The following is a 14,742-nucleotide window of genomic DNA, read 5'->3' as shown; positions in this document are numbered from 1 at the left end:
ATCATCCCTCCCGTCCGGCGGCGAGTCGCTCGTCCACGATGCGCCGTGCGGCCTGCGACGTGGTGAGGTGGGTGTCGATCGCAGAGCGGAGCACCTCGCCGACCGTGTGCTCGATACGCCGCACGCGAGCCAAGACGTCGTCCCGGTCCTCGTTCGTGAGTTCGCCACCGACCTGTATCAGACCGCCGGCGTTGGCCAGGTAGTCGGGGACCCACAGGATCGACCGGTCCGTGAGCGCCTGGGCCACACTGCCGTCGGCGAGCTGGTTGTTCGCCGCGCCGCAAACCACCTTTGCCCTCAGCTGAGCAACACTGGTCACGGTCAGGCTCGCGCCGAGCGCACATGGCGCATATACGTCCAGCTCTTCGGTGAGCACCGAATCCGCCACCCGGACAACCGGATCGCGCCCCACGAATTCGGTCAGTGCGTCAGCTCGCGGGTCGGAGACCACGATCCGGGCTCCGACCGACTGGAGCAAGTTCACGAGATGCCGTCCGACCTTGCCCACGCCTTCAACCCCGACGACCTTGTCAGCCAGGCCGTTCTCACCCCAGGTCGCCGTCGCCGCGGCTTGCATCGCGGAGAAGACTCCGAGAGCCGTCGCGTAGCCGCTGTCGCCGGAGCCGCCGGCGGCCGTGGTCCGTCCCACCACGTGGGTGCTGGTACGCCCGATGATGTCGAGGTCCTCGGAGGTCGTGCCCACGTCGGCCGCCGTGTAGTACCGGCCGCCGAGAGACTCGACGAACTTGCCGTAGGACTCGAGAAGACCCTCGGTCCGCTGGGTGGCCGGATCGCCGATGATGACTGCCTTCGCACCGCCGAGGGGCACCCCCGCACCGGCCGCCTTGTATGTCATTCCCTCGGACAACCGAAGCGCATCGGTCAGCGCGAGCGACTCGTTCGCGTACGGGTAGAACCGCGTTCCGCCCAGGCCCGGCCCGAGGGTGGTGTCATGGATCGCGATGATCGCCTTGAGACCAGTCCGCTCGTCTCGGCAGAACACGACTTGTTCGTGGTTGGCGTCGCGTAGTTCGTCATCTCTGTCGAAGACGGCGAGGGGCGCGAGGGGCTGGTCGAGAACGCTTGTGTTCATGGGGGCGCAACTTTCAATCGACTGACCATCCGAGTTCGTGTCTCGTCAGGCCAAAGGGTGACTGTCCGGCGGATCTCGCCGAACACTTCGCTGTCTAAATGATGGGAATTTTGAACAGCCGAGGTCTAGAGACGGCTGTCGCGGGATTCGGTGACCTTCCGCGACACGCGTAGCGCTCCCCCGTTATCCGGTGAATCTGAGTGCGGTCGTCACCGTCCTCGGAGCCGGCGTCGTCGGGGCGTCGCCGGTCAATTCCTGTGGGACACCAGGGCAGTCGAAGCTGGGCAGAACGACGCCATCCGGTCGATGTCGAGTCCAGCGGAACGGATCGGTGGTGGGTGACGAATCGGCGAACCCGACGCGCTGATCAGCTGATCGCGACCGGCGACGGCACAGACCGGCCGCGATCAGCAGGGACGGCGAGCGCTACTCGGCCGCGATGATCTTGCCGGGATTGAGAATGCCGTGCGGGTCCAGCGCCGCCTTGACCGCACGCTGCAGGGTCATGACTGCCGGCGGCAGCTCCTGGGCGAGTCCGTCCATCTTCAACAGACCGATGCCATGTTCTCCGGTCACCGTCCCGCCGAGCATCAGCGCCTCGTCGATGATCTCGCGGAAGGCTCGCTGTGCCCGCACCCTGGCCGCGTCGTCGTCACGAGGCGTCACCAGCAGGGGATGCAGGTTTCCGTCCCCGGCGTGGGCGATGTTGGCGATCAGGGTGTCGTGTTTCTTGCCGATCGCCTCGATACGGGCGAGCATCTCCGGAACCGCTGCCTTCGGCACACAGACGTCCTCGGTGAGTACAGGGCCGAGACGCTCCAGGGCCGGGTAGGCCAGGCGTCGCGCCTCGAACAGGGCGTCCGCCTCTACCTGGTCGGTCGAACGGGCCGCCCATGTGGCGCCCGCGCGCTCGAAGCAGTCGCGAATCGCGTCGGCCTCTTCTTCGCCCGCGTCGCCCGGGACGTCACAGCGCGCCAGCAGAACAGCGTCGGCCGCGACGGCGAGACCCATCTTCTTCCACCGGTCGACGGCCTCGAGGCAGTGCCGGTCGATGAGCTCGAGGGCGGAGGGGACGATACCCGCCGCTCCGACGGCGGTGACAGCGCGCCCGGCATCCACGATCGACGAGAAGAACCCGGCGACGGTGCGCTCCGGCTCTCGTTGCGGGCGGAGCCTCACCGTGACTTCGGTGATGACACCCAGCGTGCCTTCGGAGCCGACGAGTAGTCGTGCGAGGTCGTACCCCGCGACGCCCTTTGCTGTGCGCCGACCGATCCGGACCAGCTCACCTGTGCCGGTGACGACCTCGAGTTCGAGCACATAGTCCGCCGTGACTCCGTACTTCACGCAACAGAGGCCCCCCGCATTTGTCGCGACGTTGCCGCCGATGGTCGACCACGGCGAGGAGGCGGGGTCCGGCGGGTACCAGAGGCCGTACTCTGCCACCGCGGCGCGCAGGTCGTCGTTGACGACGCCCGGCTGCACGACAGCCAACCGCTCAACGGGATCGATCTCGGTGACGGCTGCCATCGCCTCGGTGGACAGGACGACGCACCCATCGACAGCGTTCGCCCCACCGGACAGCCCGGTGCCCGCCCCACGCGACACCAGAGGAACGCCGAACTCTATGCAGGCGCGCACTACTTCCTGGACTTCTTCGGAAGTATGGGGTCTGACGAGAACGAGCGGCACCCCGTGGGGTGCCCACTCGGCCTCGTCGTGGGCATATCCCTTCATCACCTCGGGATCCAGCTGGATGCGATCAGCGTGGAGGCGCTCCTGAAGGCGTTCGATCAGCATTGGCACCCTTCGCGGTCTGTGATGGTCGCTCACGCTGGACTGGTCCAGCAGTTCCGCATGAAGCTCAGGAACGAGGGTTGCAGACCGGTGAGATGGGTGTCGCCCAACACCTGAGTGGTCAGCGATAGCCCTGAGTCGGTCGTGCGCAGGGACTCGACGAGCTGGGTGAATCCCCGTCCGAGCATGCGATAGATCGGCAGCTCCCCCGTCATCTCCGGCCCATTGATCGTGAGGTGAAGCCGCTTGCCCGTGAGGTCGAGCGCCTTCATGGCAAGCACGAGAGGTGTGCTCTCCGACGAGGCCAGGCCTGGACTGCCCGCGCCGTAAGCCGCGAACAAGGGACAGCCCGTGAGCAGGGCGTACAGCGTGAAGAGTCCACCGTAGGAGTAGCCGAACAGCCCGTGACCCTCGGGGGCGACCCGATAGCGACGGGCAATCTCCGGGTGGAGCTCGTCGGTGATGAAGGAGAGGAAGGCGTCGGCACGCGTGTCGGCGAGCTGGTCGAGGTAGGCGTCGGCTTCCTCCTGCGTCATCAGCTGGTTCTCGATCGCAGTCTCCAGCGAGGACCGCATCGCCGGTGGAATCGGCTCGCCGGGTGGCACCAGATCCCGGTTGCGGACGCGGTTCCAGTCCTCAGCGTCGGCCCCGGAATAGCCCACGGTCACCTGAAGGTATGGCGCGATCGGAAGTGCCGGGTCGCTCTGCATCACAGCCAGCGGGGCCGTTTGCCCAACGCTGTAGTTGCCATCCGTGATGTAGAGGACTGGGTAATCCTGCTCGTCCTGGCCGTACGTCGGAGAAGTGGTCACCCAGATCGCGAACCGGGCACCGACTGACGTCGAGTCCATCTCGAAGTACTCCGTCGAGCCGAACACCTGGTCGACGGTCATCGTCGGGGCGGTCACGCCCCCGTGTCGGTTGCGGTTCGTCGCGTCCTCGGTCATTTCGAGCTCTTGCTCCTTCAGTTGAGTCGGTTCTTGACGGCCTCGCCGCCGCGCATGATGAGGTCCAGATGGCGACCTTCCGCGGCGAGGAGGCCGATGTCGGTGAGTGGGTCACCGTCAACGACGATCAGGTCGGCGTGCGCGCCCGGTTGAACGCAGCCCAGCTCGCCCGTCTGCATCAGGATCTCCGCGCCCACCGAGGTGGCCTGGCGAAGGAGCTCGAGCGGGGTGAAGACCTCGCGACGGAGCTCGAACTCACGCGACTGTTGGGGGTAGAAACCGGCGAGCAGGTCGGTACCGTAGGCGAGCTTGACGCCGGCGCTGCGCATCGTTTCCAGTCCGGCCATCGAGTCCTCGTAGATGGTGCGCAGCTTGTCCATGCGGTCGGCCGGTAACCCCATCTCCAGGCCTTGCTCGACGAGGGAGTAGAGACAGACCATCGTGGGCACGACGTACGCGCCCCGATCCGCGACGAACTTCGCCGTCTCGGCGTCGATCAGGGCCGCGTGTTCGATGCAGCGGACGCCGAAGTCGACGGCCCGGCGCGTCGACTCGCTCGTCAGGCAGTGCGCAGCGACATAGGTGCGGCGCTCGGCGCACTCCTGGACGATCGCGCGGATCTCGTCCTCGCGGAATTGATTCATCCAAATCGGGTCGCTCGGAGACATGACGCCACCGGACGCGACGATCTTGATGCAGTGGGCCCCGCGGCGCAGCTCCTCGCGGGTGGCCTTGATGCACTCGTCGACACCGTCGGCGATCACGCCCGCCCAGTTCATCGCATCGCACGAGCAGTACCCGTGCGTGTGGTGTTTTTCGTTGGGTGTGCGGTAGTCGACGTGACCGCCGGTCATCGACAGAATCTTGCCCGCATAGAAAAAGCGCGGCGCCCGGATCAATCCGTCGGAAATGGCGGCGGACAGGGGGTAGTCGCCTCCGCCGATGTCACGCACCGTCGTGAACCCGCTGTCGAGTGCATGGCCGAGCTTCTTGATCGCATATGCGGTCCGGTATGGCGCATCGCGGTCGTTGAGTACGCGCGGATCGAGATCCGAGAAGTACGAGTGCACGTGCATGTCGATCAGACCCGGCATCAGTGTCTTGCCCGCGACGTCGATCCGTTGTGCGTCGTCCGAACGAATCGGACGGTTCGAGATCTCGCGGATGCGACCATCCGCCACGAGCACCGCCATCCCGTCAGCGCACTCCTCGGACACACCGTCGAAAATCCGCGCGTTCTCCAAGATGATCTGTGTCAATGTCGAGCCTCCTTCACCACTGGCATTGACACTCGATCATCCTGCGGATCGCGGTACCAGACCAGCACCACGGTGATGGCAAGGACTGCCGTCGATGCGACGAAGGCTGGGAAAGCCAGTCGCGAGCCAGTGGCCTCGGTGAGTGATACCGCGATGAAGGGCATGAATCCGCCGACGATGACCGTCAGGTTGTACGCGGCAGCCCCGGCGGTGACACGGACCTCGGTGGGGAACAGCTCGACCACGTTGATGACGGCCGGAGTGATGAAGACAGACAGTGGGATGACGAAGATCAGGGCGCCCAGCAATCCGAGCGCGAACGTGCCGGTGGAGCCGAGAAGGAAGGTCGGCACTACGGCCACGGCCATGACACTCGCGCCGATGACCAGTATGGGCTTGCGGCCCAACCGGTCGGCAAGCCCGCCCGACAGCAGTATGCCCACGATGATCACCAGGCCGGCAATGGTGTTGATCGTCAGCGCCGATCTCGCCGAGAAGCCGTTTGAGAGCATGAATGCCATGTAGGCCGCGACGCTGACGTAGATGGCGATCGAGTAGAACGACCCAAAGCCCAAATACAGGAAGATGGCACGCCGGTTCTGTCGCATGGTCGGCCAGAAGCCCCCCGTGCTCGGGCTTGGCTCGGCATCCTCGCCGTCGCGCTTCTCGTGCAGTTGCCTGAACTCGGGCGTCTCTTCGAGGGAACGCCTGATGTAGAGGCCGACGAATCCGAGAGGGAGAGCGGTGGCGAAGACCACGCGCCAGCCCCACGACTGCATCGCTGCGGCCGGCAACGCCACGGTGAGCACAGTTCCCAGCAATGAACCCAGGACCGTGGCGCAGAACGTGCTCACGCCGAGAAAGCTGATCACGCGAGCGCGCTTGCCCGCCGGGGCGTGCTCGTAGAGGAAGGCCGCAGCACCTGCCAGCTCACCGCCGGCTGCGATGCCCTGGCAGATGCGGGCGCAGATCAGCAGGATTGGTGCCGCAATGCCAATTGTCGTGTACGACGGGATCAGCGCTATGGAGAACGTGGCGACCGACATCATCGTGATCGTCACGTAGAGGATGTGGCGTCGCCCGTACCGGTCACCGATCCGCGCCAGGATCACCCCGCCGACCGGGCGCACTACGAACGCAATCCCATACGCTGCCCACGTGTTCAGCATGGCTGCCGTGGGATCGTCGGACGGAAATATGGCGACGGAGATGAACGCCGCAACCACGCCATAGATCGCGAACTCATACCACTCGACGAAGTTCCCGATGGATGCCGCGACCACCGTGCGCCGCAAGCTGGGTTCCTTCACCGTGCTCAGAGACTCTTTCACGTTCTCACTTCTCACGAGGCATCTCTCACTAGGTCTCGGGTCAGGAACCAGCTGATGGTGTGGTCTCGTAGGTGGCGCCTATTACCACCGCGGCGACGACACACGGCTTGCTGCTCCGGTTCACCCACCGGTGCACATTGCCGACCTGCACGATCACGTCTCCGGTGTTCAGCTCCTTGGTTTGTGAGTCGCTGAGCTCAAGAGTGATGGGGCCGTCCACCACCACAACCAAGTCGATCGTCTCCGACGTGTGCATGCCGTCCGTGCCGGGCTCGACGGTGGACAAAAGGCCAGGAAAGGCCTCTTCCAGCTCCGCGAGCTGGCTCTCTGTCGGGTCGTCGATCGGAGCGGCGGCCTGTCCCGGCTGCAGAGTGAGTAGCACGAAGCGCCAGCCGTCGGTCGGCGGGAAATGGCTGTGCCACAACGGTTGCGATCCATCACGAGGCAGAGTGCGTTCGTCCGCGCCCCAGATGTGGTGCATGGCCACACCGGGTAGTGCCTCGGCCGATCGCGCCTCGATCGAAGAATCTTCGACGAATACGGCATTGCCGTTCTCGTCATTTGCTGACACCACTCGTCTGAGCATGATCGTTTCCTTCGTCTGGGTCATCGATTTGCGGCCGTCATCGGGCGGCGATGCACGATCTCTGATCGGTTCTCGTCACTGGCTGCATGAAGTGTGATCCAGACAACGCCAACCGGCCATAGCGGTATGTCATCCCGTAGGCGCGATTTTGTCGACAGCTGTCGTGTCGGTGAGCGGACCTCAAGCCCTTTGCCCCGGTCATCCAAGCGTGCGGCTCGGCCAGAGCGTGCGATCCGTACCGACACGAGCAGAGGGTGTAGCCGAGGACGCAGCCGTCACCGGATCCACCGTGGCTCCACCATCGGATAAACCGCGGGAGGGCGCGCGGTACCGCGACGCCGTCTCGCGCGCGTCGAATCATGCAGTGGTGCACTGACATTGACCGGGACAGGTCGGTATCGTCGGCACACGCCGCAGGTCAGCTCGCGTGCGTCGAACCCACCGATACGACATCCGTCAACCTCGGCCCGTCAAAGCCCGATAGCATCGGCCTACTCGCGCGAACCCGGTAGTCGCACAACGGTGCGACGGGCATCTGAACCAAGGAGCGGTACGGTGACATCTCGCACCGGAGAGAACTTCCTCGGGCCCGACCGACGTCATGGGCCATCGCCGATGGCGACCGTAGGTTTCGACACCGTGCAGTCGATAGTGGACGACCTTGCCAACCGTCTTCAGAGGTCAGTCGCAGTGGACGACACATCCATGCGGCTGATGGCGTCGAGTCGCCACTTCGGAGAGGAAGACGAGCTGCGATCCAGCTCGATCCTCAATCGCGAGATTCCCAGCTCGCTCGTCGAGCGCATCTTGGGCATGGGCATCGCGGATTGGACGGAGCCCGGGTGGATCGAAGACTCCGAGCTGGGCCTGAGACGCAGGTTGTGTGTGCCCGTCCGATATCACGGCTTACCGCTCGGGTACATGTGGCTCATCGAGTGGCCCGCCCATCCCATCGCGCCCGAGGATGTCGAGCGGGCCGTTGCCGCCGCCGGCCAGGCGAGCGCACTCCTCTTCCGCAGTCGGCTCATGCACGAGAGGTTGAGCAATCGCCACGAGGCCATGCTGCGCGAGCTGGTGTCCTCAGACGAAGCCGCGCGGTCGCAGGCGGTCGAAGACCTCCGGGCCGAGCAGGTCTTTCCCGAGCATGCACAGCCGTATCAGGTGCTGGCGGTCCGGACGTCGACTTCGGCCGACACCCCGACGGGCGACCCCGAGTTGCAACAGGCGGTCCGCGAGATCGCTGGACGGCTGCCACCCGGAACTGCCATGGCAGTCGCAGGTCCGGCGCGTGCCTGGCTGCTCCTGGCCGGTCCAGAGCCATGGTCCGACCTACGCATCAAGTCGTTGAAGAGCCAAATCGCTGACCGCCTGGCCACGGGAACGTCAGGCGAGCCTGGGGTCACCTTCGGTCTCGGCGACGTGGTCACGGAGCTGAGCGGCCTGCATCTGTCATACCGTCAGGCGTTGATGGCGGCCCGCGCGGCGGACCTCGTGACGTCATTCTCGCCGTTCGCGAGGTGGGCAGACCTCGGTCCCTATCAGCTGCTGTTACGGATGAACAGCAGCGATATCGCGGCCGTGTCCTCCGTCCCGGCCCTCCAGGCCCTCCAGGCCGCCGACCACCATGGGACTCTTCTCGAGTCCCTCGAGTGCTTCCTCGACGAGGCCGGCGACGTCCGTCGCGCCGCGAGCGTCGCTTGCGTGCACCGCGCCACGTTTTATCAGCGTCTCAAGCGCATCGAGGACGTGACAGGGTGTGACCTCAGCTCCGGTTCCGACCGTCTGATGCTGCACCTCGCGCTGAAGATCCGCACTCTGGCACCCAAGTCCGGGCCACCCGGTCCATGATTCCGAGGTCTGATCGGGACTGACGGTTACACACGGCCCGTCGCGTCCCCCGCGACAAGACGATGGGGTCGAATCGCACTTGACCCTCACGTGACGTCAGGCAGCAGGGTTGTCGATGTGAGCGAGGAAAAGCACACTTCGGAGATGGACACCCGTGACCTGACCGTCGGCGTCGTCGCCGGCATGGTCGGCGTCAGCATCCGCACGCTGCACCACTACGACCAGATCGGTCTGGTGGTCCCGTCGGGTCGGACACCGGCCGGCTACCGCGTCTACGACGACGCCGACGTCGAACGTCTCCACCAGGTCCTCACCTACCGAGAGCTGGGCTTTTCCCTCGAGCAGATCGCGACCCTGCTCGACGACCCCGATGCGGACCCGCTGAGTCATCTGCAGACCCAGCGTGCGCTCCTCACCGACCGGATCGACCGCTTGCTCCGGATGGTCGCATCACTGGAGGAGATGATGAACGCCAAGAACGAGGGCATCTCGCTGTCGGCGAGCGAACAGGCCGAGATCTTCGGGGACGACTGGCCCGGCGAGGAGTACGCCGCCGAGGCCGAGGAGCGCTGGGGGAACACCGAGGCGTGGAAGCAGAGCCAGAAGCGGACCGCCCAGTATTCCAAGGAGGATTGGCAGCGGATCAAGGACGAGACCGACGACCTGGAACGACGCCTGGCAGACGCCATGCGCCGCGACGTGACACCAGGCTCGGCCGAGGCCAATGGCCTCGCCGAGGAGCATCGGGCGCAGATCGGCCGCTTCTACGACTGTGACCACGACATGCAGGTCTGCCTGGCCGACATGTACGTCGCCGACCCGCGCTTCACCGAACATTACGACGCGCAGGCACCCGGCCTGGCTGTGTACTTGCGGGAGGTGATTCGCGCGAACGCCGAACAGCGCCGATGAGGTTCGATCGGCACCCGTCCTCGTCGGTGGTGCATTAGATTTGCAGTTCATGACCACTGACGAGGGCGTCCACAACCAGTCCGGCGGAGCACGCGCTACGACCAACATCGGCGATGCGATGTCGCTGCGGACCGTGTTCACCCGAACGGGCGAGGCCACCGAACTCCCCAAGTTCTCGCTCAGCGACTCGATGTTGTTGCCGGAGACGGCTTATCAGATCGTCCACGACGAGGCGATGCTCGACGGCAACGCGCGGCTCAACCTGGCGACGTTCGTCTCGACGTGGATGGACGGTGAGGCGCAGAAGCTGTACGCCGAGACCGTCGACAAGAACATGATCGACAAGGACGAGTACCCGCAGACCGCGGCGATCGAGGATCGCTGCTGGCGCATCCTCGCCGATCTGTGGCACAACCCCGACGTCGAGAGCGCGATCGGCACCTCGACCATCGGTTCGTCCGAGGCGTGCATGCTCGGCGGGCTCGCCCTCAAGCGGCACTGGCAGACCCGACGACGTGCCGAGGGCAAGTCGACCGAGAACCCCAACATCGTGCTCTCCACCGCGGTGCAGGTGTGCTGGGAGAAGTTCTGCAACTACTTCGAGGTCGAACCGAAATGGGTACCGATCAGTCCCGATCACCTCGTGCTCGACGGCCATGAACTCGAGAAGTACGTGGACGAGAACACCATCGGCGTCGTCGCCATCATGGGGCAGACCTACACCGGCATGTACGAACCGGTGACGGCGATCGCCGCGAAGCTCGACGAGATCCAGGCCGACACCGGGCTCGACGTGAAGATCCACATCGACGGCGCGTCGGGGGCGATGATCGCACCCTTCTGCCAGCCCGACCTGGAGTGGGACTTCCGGGTCGACCGCGTCGTCTCCATCAACACCTCCGGCCACAAATACGGTCTCGTCTATCCGGGCGTCGGCTGGATCGTCTGGCGTGACACCGAGGCACTGCCGGAGAGCATGGTGTTCCACTGCTCGTACCTCGGCGGCGACATGCCGACCCTCGCGCTCAACTTCTCGCGGCCGGGCGCGCAGGTTCTGCTGCAGTACTACATGTTCCTGCGGCTCGGTCGCGACGGCTTCACCCAGGTCCAACAGGGTTCCCTCGATGTCGCGCAATGGCTTTCGTCACAGATCGCGCAGATCGACGGTCTGGAACTCGTCAGCAAGGGCGACACGATCCCGGTCTTCGCCTGGAAACTGAAGGCCGGACACACCGAGAACTGGAACCTTTACGACCTGTCCGACCGGTTGCGCATGAAGGGTTGGCTTGTTCCCGCATACCCGATGGCCGACGACCTCGCCGACCTGACCGTGCAACGAATCGTCGTGCGCGCCGGGCTGAGTCACGATCTCGCGCGAGCCCTCATCGCCGACATCAAGGCCGAGGTCGAGTTCCTGGACCGACTGGAGAGTCCGATGCCTCGCGAAGGCGACGGGTCACACTTCCACCACTGAGCCCTACGGGAACCGAAACCCTCAGGCCAGCAACGCCTGCGCCACGCGCTCGAGTGCTGCCACGCGGCTGCCCTTGACCAGCACCGCGGCCCCGTCGCCGAGTTCGGCGAGTTCGGCCACCGCCTCATCGACGCCGGCCGCGTGCCGGGCGGTGTCGCCGTAGCTGTCCTCCGCGACGGCGATGACCTCGATGCCCAGCTCACGGGCCTCCAGCGCGATCGCCTCGTGCTGGGCGGGTGAGTCGGCACCGAGTTCGGCCATCGTGCCGAGCACGGCCACGCGACGGGACGCGGGCAGCGCGGCCAACGACCGCAGGGCCGCCGACATCGATGTGGGGTTCGCGTTGTAGGCGTCGTTGAGGACGGTGACACCCTGCGGCGACGTCGCGAGTTCCATTCGGAGACCGGACAGTTCGGCGGCGGCCATCCCCGCCGCGATCGCCTCGACGGGGACCCCCAGTCCACCGCCGGCTGCGGCGGTCGCGAGCGCATTGGGTACCTGGTGTTCGCCGCGCGCGCCGAGGCGGACGTCGGTGGAACCCCACGGGGTGTGCAGGCGGAACGAGGCGCGCAACTCGTCGTCGACGACGATGTCCGACGCGTACACGTCGGCATCCGGTGACAGTCCGTACCGCAGCACCCGCGCCGAGGTCCGGTCGGCCATCGCCGCGACGTAGCGATGGTCGGCGTTGAGCACGGCGATCCCGTCGGACGGAAGGGATTCGACCAGTTCACCTTTCGCGCGGGCCACCGATTCGATGTCGCCGAACAACTCCAGGTGCACACCCTCCACCCGGGTGATGACCCCGACCGTCGGACTCGCGATGGAGCACAACAGCTCGATGTGCCCGATACCGCGAGCGCCCATCTCCAGGACCACGGCCTCCACGTCGTCGGCCGCGGCCGCCAGCGTGATCGGCAACCCGAGCTCGTTGTTGAACGACTTCTCGCTGGCCGCGGTGCGATAAGTCGTGGCCAGCACACCGGCCAGCAGATCCTTGGTCGACGTCTTGCCCACCGACCCGGTCACGCCGACGACGCGATCGGGGATACGCCGCCGCACCGCACGGCCGAGGTCGGCCAGGGCCAGCGCGGTGTCGGCCACGCGGATGGCCGTCCCGCCGACCGGCTCGGCATGCGTGGTGAAGTATGCCGTCGCGCCACCCGCGAGGGCCGCCGGGATGAAATCGTGCCCATCGCGCTCGGCCACGATCGGCACGAACAGCTGACCTGGCCGGATACTGCGCGAGTCGATGCTCGCCCCGTCGATCTCCACGTCCGGTCCGATGAGCTGCCCGCCCACCGCGGCCGCTAGCTCGCTCGCTCTGAAATGCACGGTCTCACGCTAGCCGAAGCTCCATACACGACGAGAACGTGTTTGCACCGGCCCGTATCGTGACAGGCATGTCTTCTCGGCTGCTGCGTCTGGTGGTTCTCTACGGTGGCGTCTCCGCCGAGCACGATGTGTCCCGGGTCACCGCAGCGCACGTCCTCGCAGCGGCAGATCGCACCAAATACGACCTGGTCCCCATCGGCATCGGCAAGGACGGCACCTGGCTGCGCAATGACAAGGCGATCGCCGCGATCGACGACGGCACGCCGCTGCCCGACAGCCTCGAGGTCGCCGGCACGCAGGTCGAGCCGCTGACCGAACTGCGCGGTCACGCCGCCGAGGCCATCACCGTCGTGCTGCCGCTGCTGCACGGCCCGCACGGCGAGGACGGCACCATCCAGGGGATGCTGGAGCTGTTCAAGCTGCCGTACGTCGGCGCGGGAGTGCTCTCTTCGGCCGTCTGCATGGACAAGGCGATGGCGAAGATCGTCGCAGCTCAGGCGGGAATTCCGCAGTGCCGCTGGGTGGAGTTCCGCGACGGCGTCGACGACCCGGAGACGATCACGAAGCGGGCCGTCGACGAACTCGGACTCCCGGTGTTCGTCAAACCCGCGAACCTGGGCTCGTCGGTCGGCATCACCAAGGCCCACGACGTGTCCGAACTCGATTCCGCGATCGACCTCGCCCTGCGCTACGACAACGTCGTCATCATCGAGGAGGCGGTGACCGGCCGCGAGATCGAGGTCGCGGTCCTCGGTGACACGGCGCCGGAGACCTCGGTTCCCGGCGAGATCCAGCCCGGCAGCGACTTCTATGACTACGAGGACAAGTACGTCACCGGCGCCGCCCGGCTCGTCATCCCGGCTGACGTGTCCGACGCCGCGGCCGCCGAGGTCCGAGAGCTCGCCGCCCGTACCTTCACGGCGATGCGGTGCAGCGGCATGGCGCGTGTCGACTTCTTCTACGAGGAGCCAGGACGCGGGTGGCTGCTCAACGAGGTCAACACCATCCCCGGCTTCACCCCCGGTTCGATGTACCCGAAGCTCTGGGAGGCCACCGGGGTGACCTACCCGGATCTGATCGACCAGCTGGTCACGTTCGCGCTCGAGGTGCATCGTCGACGCGTCGGGTTCTCCACCGAACACTGAGCCACCCGCGGTCGGCGGGTTGTAGCATCGCAACCGTGACCGACTCCCAGGCAGCCCGGGCGCTGCGAGTGCTGGTCTATTCCGACGATTCCCAGACCCGCGCGCAGGTGATCGGCGCTCTCGGCACCCACCCCGATCCGGCGATCCCACCCGTGAGCTTCATCGAGGTCGCCACGGCCCCAATGGTCTTCGCCCAGCTCGACGCGGGCGTCATCGACGCCGTGATCGCCGACGGCGAGGCGTCGCCCGCGGGCGGGATGGGCGTGGCGAAGCAGATGAAGGACGAACTGGACCCCAGCCCTCCGGTGCTGGTCCTGCTCGGTCGCGCCGACGACCGGTGGCTCGCGGACTGGTCCCGCGCCGATGCCGTGGCCGTCCTACCGGTCGATCCGATCGGCATGCCCCGGGCGTTCGTCGACATGATGACGGGAAACGCCGAACTGTAGAAAACAGTGACTCGCGCCACGCACTCACCTAGGCTTGTGTTGTAGCTCACAGTCGTACTGGCGGACCAGAACGTTCAGCCGCGCGACGAGGACGAACACCCGAGCCGGCAGCACCGACCAGATGCGCCCCGGCCGCCACAAGCGAGGAGGGGTCCGCGCTTTGAACGCCTACGTGCCGATCATGATCCTCGGAACAATCGGCGTGGCGTTTGCCGTTTTCAGTGTCTTCATCGGTGTCGCGATCGGACCAAAACGGTACAACCGCGCCAAACTCGAACCCTACGAGTGCGGTATCGAGCCGGTCGAGCAGAGCCTGCTGTATCCGGCCACGGTCCAGGGTGCCGGCGGTACGGCGACCGTCGGTTCGGTCCAGCGCGTGCCGGTGAAGTACTACCTCACCGCGATGCTGTTCATCATCTTCGACATCGAGATCGTCTTCCTCTACCCCTGGGCCGTCGCCTTCGACTCCCTCGGATGGTTCGGCCTCATGGCCATGCTCTTGTTCATCGTCAATGTCTCCGTCGCTTACGCCTACGAGTGGCGCCGCGGCGGACTGAGTTGGGACTGAG

General features: G+C 65.8%; 13 protein-coding genes. 6 read left to right on the top strand and 7 right to left on the bottom strand.

Annotated elements, in window-relative coordinates; all coding sequences use genetic code 11:
* Window position 1: 1 nt before the first annotated feature.
* The 6 genes from ACSUZC_RS01855 to ACSUZC_RS01830 form a co-directional block, all read right to left on the bottom strand.
* The gene (locus tag ACSUZC_RS01855) at window positions 2-1,093 is read right to left on the bottom strand and encodes a Glu/Leu/Phe/Val dehydrogenase dimerization domain-containing protein (RefSeq protein WP_439031241.1); all 1,092 of its coding nucleotides are present in this window, start codon (window positions 1,091-1,093) and stop codon (window positions 2-4) included.
* 426 nt (window positions 1,094-1,519) lie between these two features.
* On the bottom strand, window positions 1,520-2,893 hold the full coding sequence (locus ACSUZC_RS01850) for an FAD-binding oxidoreductase (protein ID WP_439031240.1): 1,374 nt from the start codon (window positions 2,891-2,893) through the stop codon (window positions 1,520-1,522).
* A 29-nt stretch (window positions 2,894-2,922) separates the two neighbouring features.
* Window positions 2,923-3,837, bottom strand: coding sequence for an alpha/beta hydrolase (locus ACSUZC_RS01845; protein ID WP_439031239.1), 915 nt, complete (start codon window positions 3,835-3,837; stop codon window positions 2,923-2,925).
* Window positions 3,838-3,854: 17 nt separating this feature from the next.
* Entirely contained in the window at window positions 3,855-5,096 is a 1,242-nt protein-coding gene (locus tag ACSUZC_RS01840; RefSeq protein ID WP_439031238.1) for an amidohydrolase family protein, read from the bottom strand.
* Complete coding sequence (locus tag ACSUZC_RS01835; RefSeq protein WP_439031237.1) at window positions 5,093-6,427, bottom strand: MFS transporter; 1,335 nt, start codon at window positions 6,425-6,427, stop codon at window positions 5,093-5,095. The genes ACSUZC_RS01840 and ACSUZC_RS01835 overlap by 4 nt, the downstream gene beginning before the upstream one ends.
* 40 nt (window positions 6,428-6,467) lie before the next feature.
* Window positions 6,468-7,037, bottom strand: coding sequence for a cupin domain-containing protein (locus ACSUZC_RS01830; protein WP_156524291.1), 570 nt, complete (start codon window positions 7,035-7,037; stop codon window positions 6,468-6,470).
* 666 nt (window positions 7,038-7,703) lie between these two features.
* Here ACSUZC_RS01830 and ACSUZC_RS01825 point away from each other — a divergent pair.
* The 3 genes from ACSUZC_RS01825 to ACSUZC_RS01815 all read left to right on the top strand — a co-directional run bounded on the left by ACSUZC_RS01825 (window position 7,704) and on the right by ACSUZC_RS01815 (window position 11,247).
* Window positions 7,704-8,861, top strand: a complete 1,158-nt coding sequence (locus ACSUZC_RS01825) for a PucR family transcriptional regulator (RefSeq protein WP_439031236.1) — start codon at window positions 7,704-7,706, stop codon at window positions 8,859-8,861.
* A 144-nt stretch (window positions 8,862-9,005) separates the two neighbouring features.
* On the top strand, window positions 9,006-9,773 hold the full coding sequence (locus ACSUZC_RS01820) for a MerR family transcriptional regulator (protein WP_439031235.1): 768 nt from the start codon (window positions 9,006-9,008) through the stop codon (window positions 9,771-9,773).
* A gap of 49 nt (window positions 9,774-9,822) precedes the next feature.
* A complete protein-coding gene (locus tag ACSUZC_RS01815; protein WP_439031234.1) occupies window positions 9,823-11,247 on the top strand; it encodes a glutamate decarboxylase in 1,425 nt (474 codons plus the stop codon).
* Between the two features lie 21 nt (window positions 11,248-11,268).
* Here the strand turns inward: ACSUZC_RS01815 and ACSUZC_RS01810 are convergent, their stop codons facing one another.
* Complete coding sequence (locus ACSUZC_RS01810; protein WP_439031233.1) at window positions 11,269-12,582, bottom strand: UDP-N-acetylmuramoyl-tripeptide--D-alanyl-D-alanine ligase; 1,314 nt, start codon at window positions 12,580-12,582, stop codon at window positions 11,269-11,271.
* Window positions 12,583-12,650: 68 nt separating this feature from the next.
* Here ACSUZC_RS01810 and ACSUZC_RS01805 point away from each other — a divergent pair, with 68 nt between their 5' ends.
* The 3 genes from ACSUZC_RS01805 (at window position 12,651) to ACSUZC_RS01795 (ending at window position 14,741) form a co-directional block, all read left to right on the top strand.
* Complete coding sequence (locus tag ACSUZC_RS01805) at window positions 12,651-13,727, top strand: D-alanine--D-alanine ligase family protein (protein ID WP_439031232.1); 1,077 nt, start codon at window positions 12,651-12,653, stop codon at window positions 13,725-13,727.
* A gap of 35 nt (window positions 13,728-13,762) precedes the next feature.
* Window positions 13,763-14,173 carry a hypothetical protein gene (locus tag ACSUZC_RS01800; RefSeq protein WP_439031231.1) on the top strand — a complete coding sequence of 137 codons (411 nt, stop codon included), beginning with the start codon at window positions 13,763-13,765 and terminating at the stop codon, window positions 14,171-14,173.
* A gap of 160 nt (window positions 14,174-14,333) precedes the next feature.
* The gene (locus ACSUZC_RS01795) at window positions 14,334-14,741 is read left to right on the top strand and encodes an NADH-quinone oxidoreductase subunit A (protein WP_439031230.1); all 408 of its coding nucleotides are present in this window, start codon (window positions 14,334-14,336) and stop codon (window positions 14,739-14,741) included.
* The last annotated feature ends 1 nt before the right edge of the window (window position 14,742 follow it).

Source organism: Gordonia terrae, assembly GCF_051789125.1.
Taxonomy (GTDB): Bacteria; Actinomycetota; Actinomycetes; order Mycobacteriales; family Mycobacteriaceae; genus Gordonia; species Gordonia terrae_A.
Note: the sequence above shows the minus strand (reverse complement) of the source record. Positions and strands in the feature narration are given on the sequence as shown.